This window comes from Selenomonas sp. oral taxon 136, from assembly GCF_001554015.1.
Lineage (GTDB): Bacteria > Bacillota > Negativicutes > Selenomonadales > Selenomonadaceae > Centipeda > Centipeda felix.
Window position 1 is genome coordinate 1,255,586 of sequence record NZ_CP014239.1, and the last position, 17,679, is coordinate 1,273,264.

The window sequence follows — 17,679 nt, forward strand, 5'->3', positions numbered from 1 at the left end:
AGTATGAAGGCGCGGCGGGCAAAGGTCAAATGTACCTATGACAATGTGGACATATCACGGGATATCGCAGCATTCCTCAAGTCGTTTTCTGTGCGCGAGGTGCTGGGCGGGGAAGCGGACAGCGCGGAGATCACGTTGGAAGATCGGGAAGAGCTCTGGCAGGGAGACTGGCTGCCGGAGCGCGGGGCAATCATGGACATCGGCATCACGGTGTCGGACTGGGAATATGAGGGGGATAACCGTGAACTGCCGTTCGGAAAGTTCGAGGTCGATGAGATCACGAATACGGGTCCACCGAATGAAGCGAAGATAAAGCTGATCTCGGTGCCGAATAATACCGACCTGCGCGGCGTAGAGCGCACGCGCGCATGGGAGAAGGCGAATCTCTCCCGTATCGTGCAGGACATAGCGGAGGGGGCATCGATGCAGCACTACTATGACGCCCCCGACGATCCGATCATTGACCGCGCGGAGCAGTCGGAGGAGACAGACCTCGCATTTCTGCAAAAGATATGCAAGGATGCGGGGCTTGCCCTCAAGGTCACGAATGAGACGGTTGTCGTGTTCGACATCTCAAAATATGAGAACGCCGACCCTGTCATGGCGATCACAAAGGGGCGGGACAATATCGCGTCGTTCGATTGTCGGATGACGATCCATAACATCTACCGCGCATGCCATGTGAAATACAAGAACGGCAGCAAGGGAGAGCTCATCGAGTACACATTTACAGATCCGCATCGTGAGAAGGGGCGAACGCTGGAAGTCAATGAAAAGGTGGAGAGCATCGACGAGGCGGAAAAGCTTGCAAAAAAGAAGCTGCATGAAAAGAACCTTGAGGAAGTCGCGGTATCCCTCGGTATGACGGGCGATTTTGCCTTGCTTGCATCCAACACAGTCATGCTCAAAGGATTCCATGTCTACGATGGAAAGTATATCATCATGCGCAGTTCACATGAGATCGGAAGCGGGTACACATCGAAAATCGAGCTGAGGAGGGTGATTGATGGATACTAAGGCGATGCGAAACATCGTGCGCGTCGGTGTTGTGAGTGAAGTGATTCCTGCCGACTGTGCAGCGCGCGTGGTGTTTGAGGAAAAGGACAATACGCCGTCACCTGTTCTGCCGATTCTCACGCGCGGCGGAAAGGTCAATCGTGATTTCTGGCTGCCGGATATCGGCGAGCAGGTCGTGTGCCTCTTTGCCTGCAACGACAAGAATTTCTCAACGGGATGGATCCTCGGCACGCATTACGCAATAGGCGCGGGAAATGCTGACAGCGCAGATAAACGCCGCATTGATTTTGCCGACGGCTCATTTGTAGAGTTCGACCGCGCGACGGGCGGGCTGACGATCCAGTGTACGGGTGACGTAGTAATCAACGGGCGGACAATTTCGCTGAATTAGGGAGGTGTAACATGCCATCGGCGGTAAGAGGCGGCGATGCGACGACGGGCACCTGCGATAAAGGCCTGCCATGCTGCCCGCACGGAAGGTCGGGGACGGTGACCGTAACCAGCGGCAATGTGTTTGTCAATGGACGGGGATTGCATCGGCTGAATGATACGGGACCAACGAACTGCCCGCATAGTGGGACATTCGCGAGCGTTGCAGGTAGCGCGAGTGTATTTTGCAATGGGCGGCCTGTGATCCGCATCGGAGATGCGACGATGTGTCAGTCATGTGGGCAGTCGGGCACGCACACAACGGGGAGTGGGAACGTATTTGTAGGAGGGTAGTATGTCATTTCTGGATAACGCGATAGGCTCGTATAAGAAGCAGACGGAAAAACGACTGCTGAATCTGCGAAATAACATTCTCTCTGATCTCAGCAGCCGCTTTTCGTGGCTCTCTCAGGGCGTGCAGATCGGCTCGCTCGGAGACATCGTTTTTACGGTATCCACGGATGAGGTGCGCACCTTTCGTGACTATCGGCGTTCGACCAAGGCGCGTTTCGCATTGCATGAGAGAATCGGGGAAAAGCCGATTTTGGAGTACATTGCCCCGGACGGGGAAGAGATCACATTTTCCATGACCTTTCATGTGGAGCTCGGTGTGTCACCCGCAAAGGAGACAGAGCGGCTGCGGGAACTCTGTGAGAAGGGGGAAGCGATGTATCTCGTCTTTGGCAGTGCGCCGATCGGCGCACACATGTGGGTGATTGAGAGCGTCGGGGAGAGTGCGGAACGCATTGACCATGGCGGTCGGATCCTCGTATCGCAGGTGGAAGTGACACTGAAAGAATACGTTCCTGTCATATATGACGCAGCGCAGGAAGGAGGGACGGCAACGTGACCTATGATGTAATGCAGGAAGTCGGCGCAATAGACTTTGCGCCATCGTCCAGAACGGCGGAAATTCTTCAAAATGTGCGGACGGTACTCACTACGCTCAAAAAGTCCGTCCCGATGGATCGAGATTTTGGCATCTCAGGAGAGCTGGTCGATCTGCCGATACCTGCGGCGCAGGCACGCTATACGAGTATGATCGTCGCTGCTGTGCACCGTTATGAACCACGGGCGCAGGTTGTCAGCGTGAACTATCACGGCGACGGCAAAGAGGGCGTGCTGACGCCTATTGTGAAAGTGAGGCTGAGAGATGAAACTGCGTGATTTGCCGGATGTGTCCTTTGCAGAGAGAGCTCCTGACCTGATCGAATCCAATATCATCGGAACCGTTGAGCGACTGCTGCAGCGAAAACTTGCGCGCGCAGATCCCCTCCGATTGATTCTGCTCGGCGTGGCGGCAATCATCGTGCAGGAGCGCGGTCTTATCGACGATACGGCAAAGATGAATCTGCTTGCCTATACAAGAGGAGACTACCTTGAGCATAAAGGCGCACTTGTTGGAACGGAGCGGATCGCGGCATCAGCGGCACATACAACGCTGAAACTCATCCTATCTGCGCCACGTGAGATGGCGACGAGCATCCCGCAAGGGCTACGTGTCACAGCAGGGGACGGCGTGCTGTTCGCACTGGATGCTCCGGTTATCATCCCAAAAGGCGAAACATCGGCGCTTGGTGCTGCAACGTGTACGGTTACGGGAAAACTCGGGAATGGATACGCGGCGGGCGAACTCAAGACGATTGTGGATCCTGTGCCGTTTCTTGTCTCGGCGGCGAATACGACGATGACAGAGGGCGGCGCGGATGTGGAGAGCGATGACAGCTATCGCGAGCGCATTCATGAGGCACCGGAGCAGTTTTCAACGGCGGGGCCAACGGGAGCCTATGCGTATTTTGCGAAGAAAGCAAGCGCTCTGATCAGTGATGTGAGTGTTGAGAATGGTGGTCCCGGTGTGGTCCTGATTCGTCCGCTTCTCAAAGGCGGTGCCCTACCGGGGGCTGAGATACTGAAAGCCGTGCGGGATACGCTCAATGATGACAAGGTGCGCCCGCTGACCGACATGATAAAAGTGGAAGCGCCGACGGTTATCAAATACAACATTCGCATGCGGTACTGGATTGACCGTAGCGACGCTGTGGCGTCTGCTGCCATTGAAAAACGCGTGAATGAGGCAGTGACAGACTTTGCGGCATGGCAGAAAGAAAAGCTCGGGCGGGATATCAACCCGACGGAGCTATACTACCGCATACGCGCGGCAGGAGCAAAGCGTGCAGAGATTACAGAGCCGATATTTACGCCCGTAGGGATCGGAGCTGTAGCTATTGCTGACGTTCGGACGGTCACATTGGAGGGACTGGAAGATGGCTGATATCAAAATAATTGACCATTTGTCCCTGCTGGATATTCTGCCGGAAAATTTGCTGGCAGATGAAAAGGTATACGCTGCAGCAAAGGCAGTGGATGATGAACTGCAGCGGCTTATTGCATCGTGTGTTGAGGTGCTGCACTTGCCACGTTTCGACGAGCTGCCGGAGGAGGTCGTTGACCTCCTTGCTTGGGAGTGGCATGTCGATTTTTATGAGCCGTCTGCCGACATCGCAACAAAACGTCAGCTCGTGCGTGAGTCTATCGCATGGCATCGTATCAAAGGGACAAAAGCCGCCGTTGAGAAAATGGCGCAGACCGTTTTCAAGGGTGGTGTTGTAACGGAATGGTTCGAGTATGGCGGCGAGCCGTATCATTTCCGCATTGACCTTTTGACCGCGCCAAATATAACACAGGATGATACGGCACATTTGCTTGCAGTCGTCAATGCGTCAAAGAATGTGCGCTCCGTGTTGGACGAACTTAGATTCCGACGCGAAGCACAGAATGATATGTATTACGCCTCCGCACCAACCATCCACACAACCTACGAGATACGCCCGGCGGAGATCACGGACGCGACGGCCGAGGCGCGGCACTATATCGGCGCAGCAGTCTCCACGCACACGGCATACGAGGTCTATCCCGACACAGTGCAGGACGCGGCGATCGGCAGCACGCTCTATGCGGGCGGTGCAGGAAGCATACACAAGGTGCTTGAGGTCACACAGACCTAGAAAGGAGCAGTTATGGCAAACTGGACAGGCGGACGCCTCACGAAAGCGGGGCGCGACTTGCAAATCAAAGTGGAGGCGGGACAATGCAAGCTTGAACTGACGAAAATCAAACTCGGGGACGGGACGGAGGGACTCGACGCAATCGAGACCATGACTGATCTTGTCGGACCCAAAGCCGTCTTCGGTATCAGCAGCGTTGTGGCGAAGGACGGCTTATGCACCGTCACGGGCGTCATCTCATCGTCACAGGTCACAGCAGCATTCTACGCGCGCGAGTGGGGACTTTTCGCGAAAGACCCCGACAAAGGCGAAATCCTCTACATGATCTCTCTTGACCCGAATCCAGAGAGCATCCCGCCGAAGACCGCCGCCCTCAAACAGGCGGCGACGTACGCCATGAACATCGCCGTCTCCAATGCGGCGAACATCGAGGTGCGCATCGACCCGGCGGGACTGGTCAACACAGAGATGCTCGCAAACGGCGCCGGACTTGTGCGGCGAAGTACGCGCTATGAGGCGGGGGACATCCTCTACGACACGCAGCTCACGCGACACGACCTTCGCCTTGAATGTGTGCGGGCGGGGACAACGGCGGCGACGCTGCAAGACCTGAGCGACGTCCATCTCGGAGTCAGCGTTACAGACGGTACCGTTATTTGGCGGGTCAAACGACTCTACACCATCGACGGCGACATGTTCGAGATTGACGAGGGCGGCGGCATTATGCCGACGGCAGAGCCGCATTACAGCGTCAATTACGATCTGGACGAGGACGGCAACATCATGCCGAAAGTAATGTAAAGAAAGGATTGGTGACACATGGCGACAAGAAACTACGTCCCACGTGCGAATGGGGAAGGCAGCATCGGGACGGAAAAGAAGCATTGGAGCGGGGGATATTTTGACAAAATTGCCGTTAAAGAGATTGAAGTGCTTGCCGGAGCAGTGGAAAACGATGCACCTGCGACAATGGGATGGGTGAGACGCGCTCTATCAACAGTTTTGAAGGATGCTATCAAGCAGACGGGGTTTTCTGCCAGTTTTGGCATAAACGGATTCACTGTGTTCGGCAGCGCGTTTGATAAACTTAAGATGCAGTGGGGGAGAGTCTCCTTGGCTATGCTTTCTAAGGAAGCGGGCGACGAAAGCGTGCGGAATATAACGCTGCCAATCAGTTTTGAGGAAAACACCTATACGGTGCTTGTGTGGGATAACAATCCGAGTAACAACTCTTTCAGGGTGTATAAAGCTTGCCCAAAGGATCAAAACAGTTTCCAAGTGAAGATACTGACGTACAACGGTGTAGGAATAGAGGCAACACCGGAAGAGTTCTCGATGGCGTATCTTGCAATAGGGAGGTAATAGCATGACTGAACTGTTATCCAAGTTTGACGTTACAGGACGACGCGAATCCTCAGTCGTCAGGGGCATCCACTACACCACCGACGAGGAGCGTCAAGTATATATCAACGACGGTTATATTCCCATCTCGGATGAGGACTACCAGCACTACATCGGCAATCGCGGTGCAGGTGACAACGGCACGGGCTACATCCGTGACCAACAGACGGGTAAGCCCGTATCTGCCCCCCCTGCTCCGCCCGTAGAGACAACAGAAGAGCCAACAGCAAACGTACCAGAAACAGAGCTTGCCGTCATGGAGGGCATGGTAGATATGCAGGGCCGCATCGCGGCGCTTGAGGCAGAACTTGCAAAACTCAAAGGAGGGAAATAACAATGGCAGCAACAATCTATAGCTACATCGTCGTCGCTTATGGCGTCCTCGTGCAGGGGGGGAAATTTGCACTGTCCCCGGAGGACAACCCGAAGAACCTGCGCGTTGTACCGGAGACGTACCGCGAGAAGGTCGCAGAGTGGATCGTCGAGCACCCCGTAGGATGATGAGAAGCGCAGAATAGCCGTCATAACGCGTGGCGGCTTTTTCTGTGCAGAGAAAGGGGACGGAATGAAGAAACTAATCGCAACAGCAATATTTATCGGCATCCTTATGAGTACTCCTACGACGATGGCACAGCACCGCCTCGTTGACAGCGTAGGAGTTGACCGCATCGCGCACGCGGGAGTCAGCTATCTCATCTGCGATCAGCTGAGGCGCAACGCAGGGATGAATAGCTTTTGGGCAGCGACGACGACGCTCGCGATCGGCGCACTGAAGGAGTGGTCAGACGGGCACTGGGACGGAAAGGACTTCGCTGCCGACTGCGCGGGCGTGCTGATGTATCAGGTGCGCTTTTAAGGGAGGGTAACATGCAGGATGTAATGATTTTTTTGAAAGGGATGATCCCAACGGAAATGCAGGCGATATGGGGGGCAGGGTGTTCCGTCGCGGGCGGAATTACAGGGTATTTGCTTGGGTGGAATAGCCTCGTTGAGGCGCTCGTTGTAGCGATGGCCATCGACTATGTGACAGGTGTCCTTGCCGCGTACCGCTACAAGAGAAAGCACCCAGACAGCAAAAAAGGCCCGAGCAGCCGCGTGGGGGCGCTGGGCATCGTCCGCAAAGTGTCGATTCTGTGTATCGTGGCACTGGCGCATTACATCGATACGGCGATGGGGACATCCGCCGTGCATACGATGATCGTGTGGTTCTATATCGGAAACGAAGGACTGAGCATCATTGAGAACGCAGGAAATGCGGGCGCGCCCATTCCAAAGCGACTGACCGAGACCCTCGAACAGATCGCAAAGGAAAAGGACGAGAAGAGCGCGGCGATGGTGCAGAAAAATAGAGGAGGGAGGAGCGATGCATGACAAGAAAAGTTATGTGCTCGTTGGTGCTCTTGTACTTGCTGTTCTTGGCATCGCCGGGCTGTGGTATCTGCTCGGCGACCGAGAACCAGCAGGAGGCGGCAGTGTCAATGTCGAGCGCGGACTTGATGCGACTGAAAGAGAACAACGTGATGCAGGAGCAAGCATTGAGCGAATCCGCGCGGGACTTGGAGAAAGCGCGCGCAGCCTTGACCGAATCGAACAAGGCGCTGAGCGAAGCGCGGAGGGAGCTGACCGCATCCGAGGAGCAAGTGAGAGCGCTGCAGGAGCAATCGGCGACGCTGAAAGAACAGCTGAGAGTATCGCAAGAGGCACTGACGATCTCGCAGAACGAAGCCGTGCAGCTATCGAGCGCATTGACCGCGCAGAGGAGCGAAATTGCACAGCTGAAAGAACGATTGACGGGACTGGGGAGCGAATCCGAGAATGCCGCGAGCGCATTGCAGAGAGCGAACAAATCCTTGCAAAATACGCGCCTTGAATTCCAGAAAAACGAGCAGAAGCACGCTCGCCGGGAAAAACGGCTGAACAATAAGATCACCGTATGGCAGATCATCGCTGTTATTCTGGGCGGCGTTGCTCTCAGCAAATAACACCGCCGTCCGGCGGAAAGGTGAAAGGAGAAGAACGTGGAAAGAGTCAACATCAAGGAGACGAATCTGAATTTCGGGGAGCTGTCGAAGCGAACGAAAACAAACATGATCGTCATCCACCACACGGGACAGGCAGACATCGATGCATCTGCAGAGCAAATCCACGAGTGGCATCAAAATCAGGGATGGTCGGGGATCGGCTACCATTTCGTCGTCCGCAAAGACGGGGCGATCGAGCGAGGCCGCCCCGTCTGGGCAATCGGAGCACACGCGCAGGGGGATAACGCGCACACCATCGGCATCCATCTGTCTGGTGATTTTTCGCACGCACAGCCGACGACTGCACAGATCGAGCGGACGGCGATGCTCATCGCGAATCTCTGCGAGGACTACGACATTCCGATTGACCGCGCGCACGTCGTCGGCCACGGAGAACTGATGCCGACCGAATGCCCCGGCGCGAATCTGCAAGCACTCCTAGACGATGAAACGATCACGGGGAAAGCGAACTACTACCGCTACGGCGCACCATCAGAAAATCCGCCGTCAAGCGGCGATCAGCATGAGGAGGAAGTCACGCGGATGCGCCAGGAGCTGAATCAGGACGACATCAAGAAAATCTCCGTGCTTGCGCATAAATATGAGAGCAGCGGCGACCCCGCATGCGTATCACCCGGAAACGGCGACCTCGGCGGCGTGAGCTACGGGCTCTATCAGTTATCAAGTGCGCAGGGGAGCGTGAAAGAATTTCTCGCGTGGCTCTGCGACTATCCCGTGGACGAGTTTGCCAACTACGGGCGTGTCTTATCTGAGCTTGAGATCAACAGCGAGGAGTTTAAGCGTCAGTGGCAGGAGATCGGAACGATTGACCCCGGCAACTTTGGAATGCTCCAAGACGCATACATCAAGGAGCGATACTACGAACGCGCCTCCGATCTGCTCTGCAAGGAGAACTACTGCGCCGACAAGCACACAACGGCGATGCGTGCCGTCATCCTGTCGCGTGCGGTGCAGAACGGTCCGAGTGGATGCGTCGAACTCATGCAGACGGCGTGCGAGAAACTCGGGCATCCGAACCTCTCATATGTGGATGACGCATATTTTGACCATGATCTCATTATAGCGACCTATGACTTCCTCATCGCCGAATGTGATTCCGTACGGCTTCACGGCGGCGTATGGAGAAGCGCAAACGGATTCTGTAATGGAAGCGCCGGAGTGATTGGCGGGCTGCGCAGTCGCTTTGTGAGAGAAAAAGCGGAAGCACTCGCCATGTTGACAGTAGGAGGAACAAAGAAATGAAGAACATCAAAATTCTTAGCGCCGAGCCGATCACCGAGGATATCATCAGTAAGATTCGCGACATCTTTGCGGAGTCGGAGTGTCCAAACGAATCCATGATGGCGTCCATTCCAAGCTTTTCCTCGTTTGACAAGAGCGCGAGCATTGTTCGCCTTGTAGACGGGCAGCGCTTGCATGAGGAGATCATCACATTGGAGTAGATCGCGCATAAGCAGAGAGAAAACAACACAGCCCCGGAGCTTCGGCTCTGGGGCTTATTTTTATATTGACAAATGTCCCATGTAACAAGAAGTAAACTAAGATCTACCTCCACTGGACGGCGGGGCACTACGGGCAGTTCTTCGCGGACTACCATGTGCAGGTCGATGCGGACGGCGGCATCTACGTCATCGGGGACGGCGTACTCGATGATGTACTTGCCGCGACCTATCGGCGCAATAGCGGGAGCGTCAGCATCGCCCTCCTCGGCTGCGTCGATGCGACGACGGACGACCTCGGGGGCGAGCCGCCGACGGCCGCGCAGATCGAGGGGCTGGCGATGGCGGCCGCGGCACTCGCTGACGGCCTCTGGCTGACGATCGATAAGGAGCGCGTCCTGACGCACGGCGAGGCCGCCGATAACGAGGACGGTGTGTGCGCTCATGCGCCCTATGGACCGCGCACGACATGCGAGCGCTGGGACCTCGAGTACCTCGGTACAGCGGAGAGCCCCGCGTTTCACCCATGGGCGAAGGACGGCACGCGCGGCGGCGACGTGATTCGAGGAAAGGCGGAGTGGTATCGTCAGCACAAGTAGACCGCCCTGCCAAGGCTGGGAGGACGCTCATATACGATCACGGTACCCCACAAATTCCGATCCATAAAAATAACCGTCAGTCATATAATGCATTCAGCAAATATGACCGGCGGTCATTTTATTGGGGAAATCAAGGGATGATCATGGAACGAACAAAACGCAGGCATTCCTTCCTCGTCATACTGAGCACAGTTGTGGCGTTCGCCTTGCTCTCAACGGACATCTTCCTGCCCACTCTGATCGATCCCTTTCTGGCTGCGAGTGACACGATGAACTGACGCCGTATCTTTCCGTCATTTTATGCAGCCATAAAAATTAGCAGTAAGTCCTAACAGAACTTAAATTCATTTTATATCCATTTCCCATATGCGCATCGTATTCTATCCCCAGAAACCGTGATAGGTTGACGGCAGCGCCGTCTGAAAGGATGTGGTTCACATGATGACAACAAAGATGATGAAGCGGACTGCGATCGCCGCGATCGTCGGCGCCATGAGCTACGGTGCCGCAGGCGTGGCCGAGGTATCCGCGCACGCGCTCAGTGTACCGGCAGAGCGCGCGTCGTACACGAGCTTTGACGGACGCGATGATGTTCAGCAGCTCGCATGGGGCGGACGGCGCAAGAGCGGCAGCAAGCGCTACTCGAAGGGAAGCATGACTACGGCCGCCATCGCAGGCGCTGTCGTTGGCGCGATCATTGCGAAGAATACCTGATATTCGGAGATCATAGGGCACCCACTCCTACGGGGGCGGGTGTTTTTTTGTGCTATAATATCTGCAAAGGAGGAAATCGAATGATATATTCCACTTTTGCCGGGGCAATGCGCACATGTGCCCTGATCGGGGCACTGCTCGGTCTTATGCCGTTCTCTGCCGCCGCACATCCCGTGGACGATCCGGCGGATCCTGTCTATCGGGCGCGGACGGTTCTGCCCGACGCGGCAAAGGCGCGCCGCGACGCACCGGCACTCGAGACGCTCCGCGCCGCTGCTCCACGTACGGTGCATCTCGCCGATGCGGCGGCGACGGCGGAGACGCGGCAGCTCTATGCGTATCTTACGGCGCTCGGGCGCCTGCAGTACACAATCTACGGACATCAGAACGACGCGCATCATAAATTTTTTCGCATTGCGGACGGCACGAACTCCGATACGAAGGATATGACGGGGGCGCTCGCAGGGATCGTCGGGCTCGACGCGCTCTCGCTGACGGGTGAGGAGCTGGAGCTGACCGATGCGGAGCGCGCAGCGGGCATGAGCTGTGCGGACAAACTCGAGCGGATCGCGGCGGAGGCGTCGAATGAGGGCGCGATCCTGACGCTCTCTATGCACATCCCCAACCTCGCGCGCGCGGCAAAGCGTCCGCAGGCGGACGGCGGCTATGACTTTTCGGGATATTCGCCGGACGATCTCTCGGGGCATGTTCTGCACCGCGCCGCTCCGGGCGGCGATCTGCATCCGGTCTATACGGCCTACCTTGATATGGTCGCGGATTTTCTGCTGCGCATGCAGAGGCGCGGCATCCCCGTGCTCTTTCGCCCGCTCCATGAGCACAACGGAGACTGGTTCTGGTGGGGCGCAGCGGGGACGGACGGCGCGGACTATACTGCGCTCTGGCAGTACACGGTCCACTATCTGCGCGATGTGCGCGGCGTGCACAATGCGCTCTACGTCTATGCGCCGAACGCGCCGTTCTCATCGACGGAGGACTATCTCGACCGCTATCCGGGCGATGCGTATGTGGACGTATTCGGCTTTGACTTCTACGACGATGACGACGATACGCCCGCCTTTTTGAAGCGGCTTGAGCATGCGGCGGCGCTGGTTGTGTCCGCGGCGGATGCGCACGGCAAACTCCCCGCGCTCACCGAGGTCGGCGTTCATAAAAACGGCGGCGGGCTCGCGCTCACGGGCAATGACGATCCGCATTGGACGAGTGCGGCGGCAGTCGCCGCGCGGCGTCATCATATCCCGTATCTCATGACGTGGGCGAACTTTGAGCAGGAGGAGAAGAACTTCTACCAGCCCTTCATGGTCAGCGATACGCGCGGGCATGAACTCGTCGACGGATTCATCGACTACTATAATGAGGAGACCTCGCTCTTCGCCGACGGTCTCGGAGACTGGCGGGGATTGCCTGTGCCTGTGCAAAGATGATGTATAGAAACGCCATCGATTCGCACTAGTCCAGTGCGTATACACCGACGGCTACGACATGTTCGTCCATTCGGTGTGACATCGTGTAAATGTCTTTCCGTGTTTTTTTGCAGTACACCCGTCCGAGCTGCGTTTTGTCATCGACTTTTTGACGCTGAAAGAGCTTCATCATTTCGTCCGGGGTCAGCCCGTTTGTGAGACAGATTGCGGTGATGAGCTTGGTTGCATCTGCCGTCATCTCTTTGTTGTCCGGTCGGTAGAGCGTCACTGCGCGGTACAGGAGACCATCTCTTGTATAAAATGCGACTTGCGTGGTGCTGGGTGTAGAGGCGAGATAGGCCGTAAAGCCATCCTCAGAGATCTCTGCAGTGTATTCAGGCGCGGACAGATCAATGTGAAATTCCTCTCTGGAAAGCCAGCTGTTTAGCTCCATGAGAAAGGCGTCATAGCTGATGTCATTGCGCAGGGGGATGGGGGCGGATTTTTGCGGCGCCGCCAGCGCCGTTCCCGCAAAGAGGAATAAAGTAAGGGCGCAGACGAGTGGGACAAGCCATTGCCTTTTCATGTGTTTTCCTCCGAAATCTTCTCATTTCACTGATGGACGGCATAGATACTCATCGTTACAAATGGGCCAACGCGGAGATAGTCGGAGCCCATCATCTGTTGCCGCGCATTGCAGTAAACGCGACTGACCTTGAACGTCGTTTCCGGCGTGACCCATTTCAGCTCGTCTGGGGCGTATACCTCCTCTGCGGGCTTCCATAGGAACAGTTCGGACATTTCATCGTGTGTCATACCGCTGGCGAGAGCAACGGCGGCAATCACTGCGATCGCTTCGTTGAGACCCTGCACATCAATCACTTCGGTGTTTGCCGCTGCACGATGCACATAAGCGCGGTCGGGCGTCATATAGAGATCGACCGTGACACCGCTCGGCGTATGGGATGTATAGAGCGGTATCATTAAATCGGATTTTGCTTTGTCGTATGCGGGCGGAGTCAGGACGACAGGGGAGTCCTCCCCATGCAGAACCTCGTTCACTCGGTTGACAAAGACCGCGGCATCCGCATTCTCGATCAGCGGGAATTCCTTCTCGACAGCATGCACAGTTCCCCATATAGGAGCAGCACTGCGGCGAAGAAGATGGAACATAAAAGATTCTTGTACATAATGTGTTCTCCTTCGTTGAATTCAAAATCTAAAGAATAATTCTCTGAACATGCTGAAAATCCTTTTGGAGAGAACTTTATGTATGGGCGGCAGCAGAGCATGTGCAAGCGCTTATTTTGCGTACTGGAGAGGAAGCCGTGCGTAGCATAAATATGGTATAATAGGCGCAATCACCATGGATACGCACAGTGTAGACTGCCTCGCGACGCAGGAGGGGAAAAGCTCCTCGTCGAGTACTGCATCCGAGTGACAGCGGGCTGACAGATCGCCGATGTGCTCCAGCCGTTTGCGCGCGGGGCGGCGGCCATCCTCGAAAAGTCTGCTTTCACTGCGGAGCCGTTTCTCTGCATTGCCGTTCGACGCTCGTTCGGCGTTGGCTGCGCGTGCCATAATCTTCCTCATATTGACAGGGGCGCGGGATTTTAGAGACGCAGGAAATATTTTCGTCTTTATTATTGGAAAAGTTTGATAACGGGTTTATAATAAAGCGTCTTCAATTTTTTATGATTGCCTTTGGGAGGCGTGTCCAATGAATTCATTCTTTGAGCGGCAGTTTCGGCTGCAGGAGAATCACACAACGGCGACAACGGAGGTCATCGCAGGGCTCACGACATTTGCAACGATGGGCTATGTGCTCGCCGTTGTCCCGCACATGATGGGTGAGGCAGGCGTTCCGACGGGAGCGATGCTCACGGGCATGGTGCTTATGATCTTCGCTGCGACGATGGCAATGGGGCTGTATACGAACCGTCCCTTTGCCCTCGCGCCCGGCATGGGCAGTGTCGCGATTTTTTCGATTACGATGGTGCAGCTGCAGAATGTACCGATTGGTGTGGCGAGTGCGATCGTTTTTCTGAGCGGATTGCTTTTTATCATCGTGACAGTGCTTGGCATACGAAAGGCTATTGTCATGACAATCCCGCGCGGCATCAAGATCTCGATCGGTGCGGGTGTGGGCATCTTCCTCGCGGTTATCGGCATGCGCAATGCCAAGCTGCTGGCGGTCAACGCGAAAAAGGTCGCGCTCTCGTTCGGCGACCTCACACAGCCGGTTGTCCTCCTCGCGGCGATCACGTTCATCATTCTGCTGGTTTTCTCTGCACGTAAGGTGCGCGGTGGAGCGCTCATCAGTATTCTCGCGGGAACGGTGATCGGTATCCCCATGGGCGTCACCAAGCTCCCCGAGAGCATCTTCCGTATCCCGGACAGCATCGCCCCCATTTTCTTCAACGTTGACCTTGGTGGTGCGCTCAATCTCGCGTATCTGCCGTTCCTCTTTGCGTTCTTCCTGCCGGACTTCTTTTCCAGCTTCGGCACGGCGATCGGCATCGGGGGCAAGGCAGGTTTCCTCGACAAAAATGGCGATCTGCCGGGGCTTGACAAGGTCTTTCACGTGGACTCCATCGCCGCGACGATCGGCTCACTCTTTACGATCCCCGTGCTCATTACCTATCTCGAGTCCGGCGCGGGGGTCGAGGCGGGCGGCCGCACGGGACTGACGGCGTGCACGACGGCAGCTGCGTTTCTTCTCATCCTCGCCGTGACGCCGCTTGCGCTCATGATCCCCGCAGCGGCGACGGCGCCTGTCCTTATCTACGTCGGCGTCAGCATGATGGCGGGTATGCGCAATCTTGACTATACGGATATCGCCGAGTATATCCCTGCATTTCTCTGCGTTGCGTTCACCGCGTTCACGTTCAACATCGCGAACGGCATCTCCGTCGCCTTTATCTCGTTCGTTATTATCAAGCTTGCCATGGGGCGCACGGCGGAGCTGCACAAGGGACACTATCTGCTTGTCCTCCTGCTCGCGTATTATTTCTACGCCATTGCAGGGGTAAAATAGGAGTATGGTATGGATATTGACATCCTTTTGACTGATGGAAAGATATACAACAGCTATCTCAAAAAATTCATCCCGGGCAATATTGCTGTCAGCGGCGATCGCTTCACCTATGTCGGCATGGACGAACTGCCGCTCACACCGCAGTGTACGGTCGATCTCGCGGGGCAGTACGTCATCCCTGGGCTGATCGACTGCCATATGCACATTGAAAGTACGATGTGTGCGCCGCGTACGTTTATGAACGGCGCGGCACGCAGCGGTGTGACGACGCTCATCGCGGAGCCGCATGAGATCGCAAATGTATTCGGTCTCGCAGGCATCCGCGCGCTGATGCAGAGTGCGCAGGACGGCCCCTGCGACGTCCGCATCGCCATCCCCTCGTCCGTTCCGTCGACGAATGACGCGCTCGAGACGGCGGGTGCTGCGATCGAGAACGATGATGTCGAGGCGCTCATGCACATGGATCAGGTGATCTGCCTCGGCGAGGTGATGAACTGCCGCGAGGTCATTGCAGACGCGCACTCCAAGACGAATCGTCTGATCCGCCAGATTCAGCACGGCCGGCCGGATTTCTCCATCGAGGGGCACTGCCCGCGTTTTGTCGGTTGGGAACTGGCGCAGCTCCTCTATCGCGGCATCCGCTCCGATCACACGGATCAGTCGCTCGAGGGTCTCGCGCAGCGCGCGGCGAACGGGATGTTCATTCAGCTGCAGGAAAAGACGCTGAAGAAGGAGTTCCTCGACTACCTCATGGAGAACCGTCTGTCGGGGCGTTTTGCCCTCGTTACGGATGATACAATGCCCGACGACTTCATGCGGCGCGGACAGCTGAACCATCTCGTTCGGCGGAGCATGGAGCTCGGCCTTGCGCCCGAGGAGGCGGTCTATGCGGCGACCTATGCACCCGCGCAGCACATGGGGCTGCGGGACAAGGGCGCGATTGCCCCCGGCCGCATCGCCGACTTCGTCGTGCTCTCGGATCTGCGGGCCTTTGAGATCGAGCGTGTCTGGCGCGCGGGACGGCAGGTCTTTGCGTGCGGCGAGGCGTGGGAGGAGCCGGAACGTGACACGTCGTTCCCCGCGCATTTTTACCGCAGCGTGCATCTGGCGCCGCGCAGTGCCGAGGACTTCGTTCTGCGTGCGCCGATTGCGGAGGGGACGGTGCTCTGCCGCATCCTCGAGGTACAGGAGCATACGACCTTTGTTGCGGAGGGGCGGGCAGAGCTGCCCGTGCGCGGCGGCGTGATCGACTGGGAGAGCAGCCCCTACAACCTTGCCTGTGTCTTTGAGCGGCACGGCAAAAATGGCGGCTGCGGCATGGCGCTCGTCGGCGGGACAGCGCTCACGCGCGGCGCGGCGGCGACCACCTATGCGCACGACAGCCACAACCTGCTTGTCCTCGGACAGACCGCGGCGGATATGCAGGCGGCGGCGAACGCCGTCATTGAGGCGCAGGGCGGCTTTGCCGCGGTGCGGGACGGCCGCATGCAGGCCTTTGCGCCGCTGCCGATCGCGGGCATCCTCTCTGACCGCCCGCTCCCGGTTCTCGGCGAGCAGATCGCGCACGTTCGCCGCGCCCTCACGGAAAACGGCTATCGGCATGATAATGCCATCATGTCCTTTGCGACACTTGCACTCCCCGTCAGCCCCGATATCAAGCTGACGGATAAAGGCATCGTCGATGTGCGGCGGGGGGAGATCGTGTCGCTGATCGTAGAGCTGCGGACAGCAGAGAGAATATGATTTCACTGATAAAAAGGGACGACGGAGCGAATCTGCTCTGTCGTCCTTTTAATAGAAGATCGGACACTATGGCCCTTGCTACGTGTCCGGCTTGTTTCCTTTGTAGATAAAAAGATAGAAACTCTACATCAATGGCGGACTTCATTGTATCAATAATTCCGTAAAATGATTGATTTCCTCCTTCTAGTCCAATATGATTGAACTAGGAGGAGCAGATATGATAGAAACTACAAATATGATATTAGCGGAGCTGAGCTCCTATGCAAATCCTAAAGCAAAACTATCCCGCCTCGTCAAAAAGGGAATATATATCCAGATCGTAAGAGAGCGCTATGAAACAGATCGAGATGTCCCGAGGCATCTTCTTGCCGGAAGCATTTATGGACCCTCTTACATTTCTTTTGCGTATGCGTTGGGATTCTATGGTATGATCCCTGAGGCTGTTTATGCGGTTACAAGTGCTACATTTGAAAAGAGAAAGAATAAGAAATATCAAACGCCTTTTGGCGTGTTCCTTTATCGAGATGTTCCATTCGCCGTATTCCCTTTGGGCATCAGACTCTTGCAGGAGGGGGACTATTTTTATCGTATCGCAGAACCCGAGAAGGCACTTTGCGATCAGCTTTATACCATGCCGCCGACCGCAAACACAAGGGAACTGTCTGCACTCATATTTGACGATCTCCGCGTGGAAGAGACGGCGTTTCAGAGTTTAAGTGCAGAGAAAGTTTCATTTCTCGCGCAGTTTTATCGATCGACGAATATCAGACGGCTAGTCACATTATTGCAAAGGAGGCAGAGAGGATGAATGCAGGGATCGAGCAGATACTGC

The 17,679-nt window shown here is 56.0% G+C and carries 25 protein-coding genes and 1 pseudogene; 23 read left to right on the forward strand and 3 right to left on the reverse strand.

The genetic code is table 11. The annotated features are described in order from the left end of the window. The first annotated feature begins 3 nt into the window (after positions 1 to 3). From AXE86_RS06070 to AXE86_RS06150, 20 genes and pseudogenes are all read left to right on the forward strand, one after another. Positions 4 to 1,017, forward strand: coding sequence for a phage late control D family protein (locus AXE86_RS06070; protein WP_061945598.1), 1,014 nt, complete (start codon positions 4 to 6; stop codon positions 1,015 to 1,017). Next, entirely contained in the window at positions 1,007 to 1,408 is a 402-nt protein-coding gene (locus AXE86_RS06075; protein WP_061945601.1) for a phage baseplate assembly protein V, read from the forward strand. Before AXE86_RS06070 ends, AXE86_RS06075 begins: the two co-directional genes overlap by 11 nt. 11 nt (positions 1,409 to 1,419) lie before the next feature. Further along, positions 1,420 to 1,740, forward strand: a complete 321-nt coding sequence (locus tag AXE86_RS12120) for a PAAR domain-containing protein (RefSeq protein ID WP_071586069.1) — start codon at positions 1,420 to 1,422, stop codon at positions 1,738 to 1,740. Position 1,741: 1 nt separating this feature from the next. Then, complete coding sequence (locus AXE86_RS06080; protein ID WP_061945603.1) at positions 1,742 to 2,296, forward strand: phage tail protein; 555 nt, start codon at positions 1,742 to 1,744, stop codon at positions 2,294 to 2,296. Further along, positions 2,293 to 2,613: a GPW/gp25 family protein gene (locus AXE86_RS06085; protein WP_061945605.1), complete on the forward strand. Its 321-nt coding sequence runs from the start codon at positions 2,293 to 2,295 to the stop codon at positions 2,611 to 2,613. The genes AXE86_RS06080 and AXE86_RS06085 overlap by 4 nt, the downstream gene beginning before the upstream one ends. Next, positions 2,600 to 3,718: a baseplate assembly protein gene (locus AXE86_RS06090; protein ID WP_061945607.1), complete on the forward strand. Its 1,119-nt coding sequence runs from the start codon at positions 2,600 to 2,602 to the stop codon at positions 3,716 to 3,718. Before AXE86_RS06085 ends, AXE86_RS06090 begins: the two co-directional genes overlap by 14 nt. Next, positions 3,711 to 4,451 carry a phage tail protein I gene (locus AXE86_RS06095; protein ID WP_061945609.1) on the forward strand — a complete coding sequence of 247 codons (741 nt, stop codon included), beginning with the start codon at positions 3,711 to 3,713 and terminating at the stop codon, positions 4,449 to 4,451. The genes AXE86_RS06090 and AXE86_RS06095 overlap by 8 nt, the downstream gene beginning before the upstream one ends. A 12-nt stretch (positions 4,452 to 4,463) precedes the next feature. After that, on the forward strand, positions 4,464 to 5,252 hold the full coding sequence (locus AXE86_RS06100) for a phage tail-collar fiber domain-containing protein (RefSeq protein WP_061945611.1): 789 nt from the start codon (positions 4,464 to 4,466) through the stop codon (positions 5,250 to 5,252). An 18-nt stretch (positions 5,253 to 5,270) separates the two neighbouring features. Further along, positions 5,271 to 5,813 carry a gp53-like domain-containing protein gene (locus AXE86_RS06105; RefSeq protein ID WP_061945613.1) on the forward strand — a complete coding sequence of 181 codons (543 nt, stop codon included), beginning with the start codon at positions 5,271 to 5,273 and terminating at the stop codon, positions 5,811 to 5,813. Between the two features lie 4 nt (positions 5,814 to 5,817). Beyond that, positions 5,818 to 6,186 carry a hypothetical protein gene (locus tag AXE86_RS06110; RefSeq protein ID WP_061945615.1) on the forward strand — a complete coding sequence of 123 codons (369 nt, stop codon included), beginning with the start codon at positions 5,818 to 5,820 and terminating at the stop codon, positions 6,184 to 6,186. A 2-nt stretch (positions 6,187 to 6,188) separates the two neighbouring features. Then, positions 6,189 to 6,353 (forward strand): CD1375 family protein, encoded by a 165-nt coding sequence (locus AXE86_RS12715; protein ID WP_157064400.1) that lies wholly within the window; start codon positions 6,189 to 6,191, stop codon positions 6,351 to 6,353. A gap of 64 nt (positions 6,354 to 6,417) precedes the next feature. Then, positions 6,418 to 6,708, forward strand: coding sequence for a hypothetical protein (locus AXE86_RS06115; RefSeq protein WP_061945617.1), 291 nt, complete (start codon positions 6,418 to 6,420; stop codon positions 6,706 to 6,708). 11 nt (positions 6,709 to 6,719) lie between these two features. After that, complete coding sequence (locus AXE86_RS06120) at positions 6,720 to 7,223, forward strand: phage holin family protein (protein ID WP_061945619.1); 504 nt, start codon at positions 6,720 to 6,722, stop codon at positions 7,221 to 7,223. Then, positions 7,220 to 7,834 (forward strand): hypothetical protein, encoded by a 615-nt coding sequence (locus AXE86_RS06125; protein ID WP_061945621.1) that lies wholly within the window; start codon positions 7,220 to 7,222, stop codon positions 7,832 to 7,834. Before AXE86_RS06120 ends, AXE86_RS06125 begins: the two co-directional genes overlap by 4 nt. A 36-nt stretch (positions 7,835 to 7,870) precedes the next feature. After that, positions 7,871 to 9,136 (forward strand): peptidoglycan recognition protein family protein, encoded by a 1,266-nt coding sequence (locus AXE86_RS12125; protein ID WP_071884697.1) that lies wholly within the window; start codon positions 7,871 to 7,873, stop codon positions 9,134 to 9,136. Next, entirely contained in the window at positions 9,133 to 9,336 is a 204-nt protein-coding gene (locus tag AXE86_RS06135; RefSeq protein ID WP_061945623.1) for a hypothetical protein, read from the forward strand. The genes AXE86_RS12125 and AXE86_RS06135 overlap by 4 nt, the downstream gene beginning before the upstream one ends. Positions 9,337 to 9,431: 95 nt before the next feature. Continuing rightward, positions 9,432 to 9,932, forward strand: a pseudogene (locus tag AXE86_RS06140) (N-acetylmuramoyl-L-alanine amidase); the annotation flags it as partial. Positions 9,933 to 10,075: 143 nt separating this feature from the next. Next, entirely contained in the window at positions 10,076 to 10,210 is a 135-nt protein-coding gene (locus AXE86_RS13485; protein ID WP_257721065.1) for a hypothetical protein, read from the forward strand. Between the two features lie 160 nt (positions 10,211 to 10,370). After that, positions 10,371 to 10,646 (forward strand): hypothetical protein, encoded by a 276-nt coding sequence (locus tag AXE86_RS06145; RefSeq protein ID WP_006690722.1) that lies wholly within the window; start codon positions 10,371 to 10,373, stop codon positions 10,644 to 10,646. 80 nt (positions 10,647 to 10,726) lie between these two features. Further along, on the forward strand, positions 10,727 to 12,088 hold the full coding sequence (locus tag AXE86_RS06150) for a glycoside hydrolase family 26 protein (protein ID WP_061945625.1): 1,362 nt from the start codon (positions 10,727 to 10,729) through the stop codon (positions 12,086 to 12,088). Positions 12,089 to 12,113: 25 nt separating this feature from the next. On the opposite strand, the gene AXE86_RS06155 is transcribed toward AXE86_RS06150, so the two are convergent. The 3 genes from AXE86_RS06155 to AXE86_RS06165 all read right to left on the reverse strand — a co-directional run bounded on the left by AXE86_RS06155 (position 12,114) and on the right by AXE86_RS06165 (position 13,648). Beyond that, positions 12,114 to 12,653 carry a hypothetical protein gene (locus AXE86_RS06155; protein WP_061945627.1) on the reverse strand — a complete coding sequence of 180 codons (540 nt, stop codon included), beginning with the start codon at positions 12,651 to 12,653 and terminating at the stop codon, positions 12,114 to 12,116. 26 nt (positions 12,654 to 12,679) lie between these two features. Continuing rightward, positions 12,680 to 13,240 (reverse strand): hypothetical protein, encoded by a 561-nt coding sequence (locus tag AXE86_RS06160; protein WP_061945630.1) that lies wholly within the window; start codon positions 13,238 to 13,240, stop codon positions 12,680 to 12,682. Between the two features lie 129 nt (positions 13,241 to 13,369). Continuing rightward, positions 13,370 to 13,648 (reverse strand): hypothetical protein, encoded by a 279-nt coding sequence (locus AXE86_RS06165; protein ID WP_061945632.1) that lies wholly within the window; start codon positions 13,646 to 13,648, stop codon positions 13,370 to 13,372. Positions 13,649 to 13,787: 139 nt separating this feature from the next. Here AXE86_RS06165 and AXE86_RS06170 point away from each other — a divergent pair, with 139 nt between their 5' ends. From AXE86_RS06170 to AXE86_RS06180, 3 genes are all read left to right on the forward strand, one after another. Further along, complete coding sequence (locus tag AXE86_RS06170) at positions 13,788 to 15,104, forward strand: NCS2 family permease (protein ID WP_061945634.1); 1,317 nt, start codon at positions 13,788 to 13,790, stop codon at positions 15,102 to 15,104. A 9-nt stretch (positions 15,105 to 15,113) separates the two neighbouring features. Further along, positions 15,114 to 16,847: an adenine deaminase C-terminal domain-containing protein gene (locus tag AXE86_RS06175; RefSeq protein ID WP_061945636.1), complete on the forward strand. Its 1,734-nt coding sequence runs from the start codon at positions 15,114 to 15,116 to the stop codon at positions 16,845 to 16,847. Between the two features lie 217 nt (positions 16,848 to 17,064). Next, positions 17,065 to 17,655: a type IV toxin-antitoxin system AbiEi family antitoxin domain-containing protein gene (locus AXE86_RS06180; RefSeq protein WP_061945638.1), complete on the forward strand. Its 591-nt coding sequence runs from the start codon at positions 17,065 to 17,067 to the stop codon at positions 17,653 to 17,655. Positions 17,656 to 17,679: the final 24 nt, after the last annotated feature.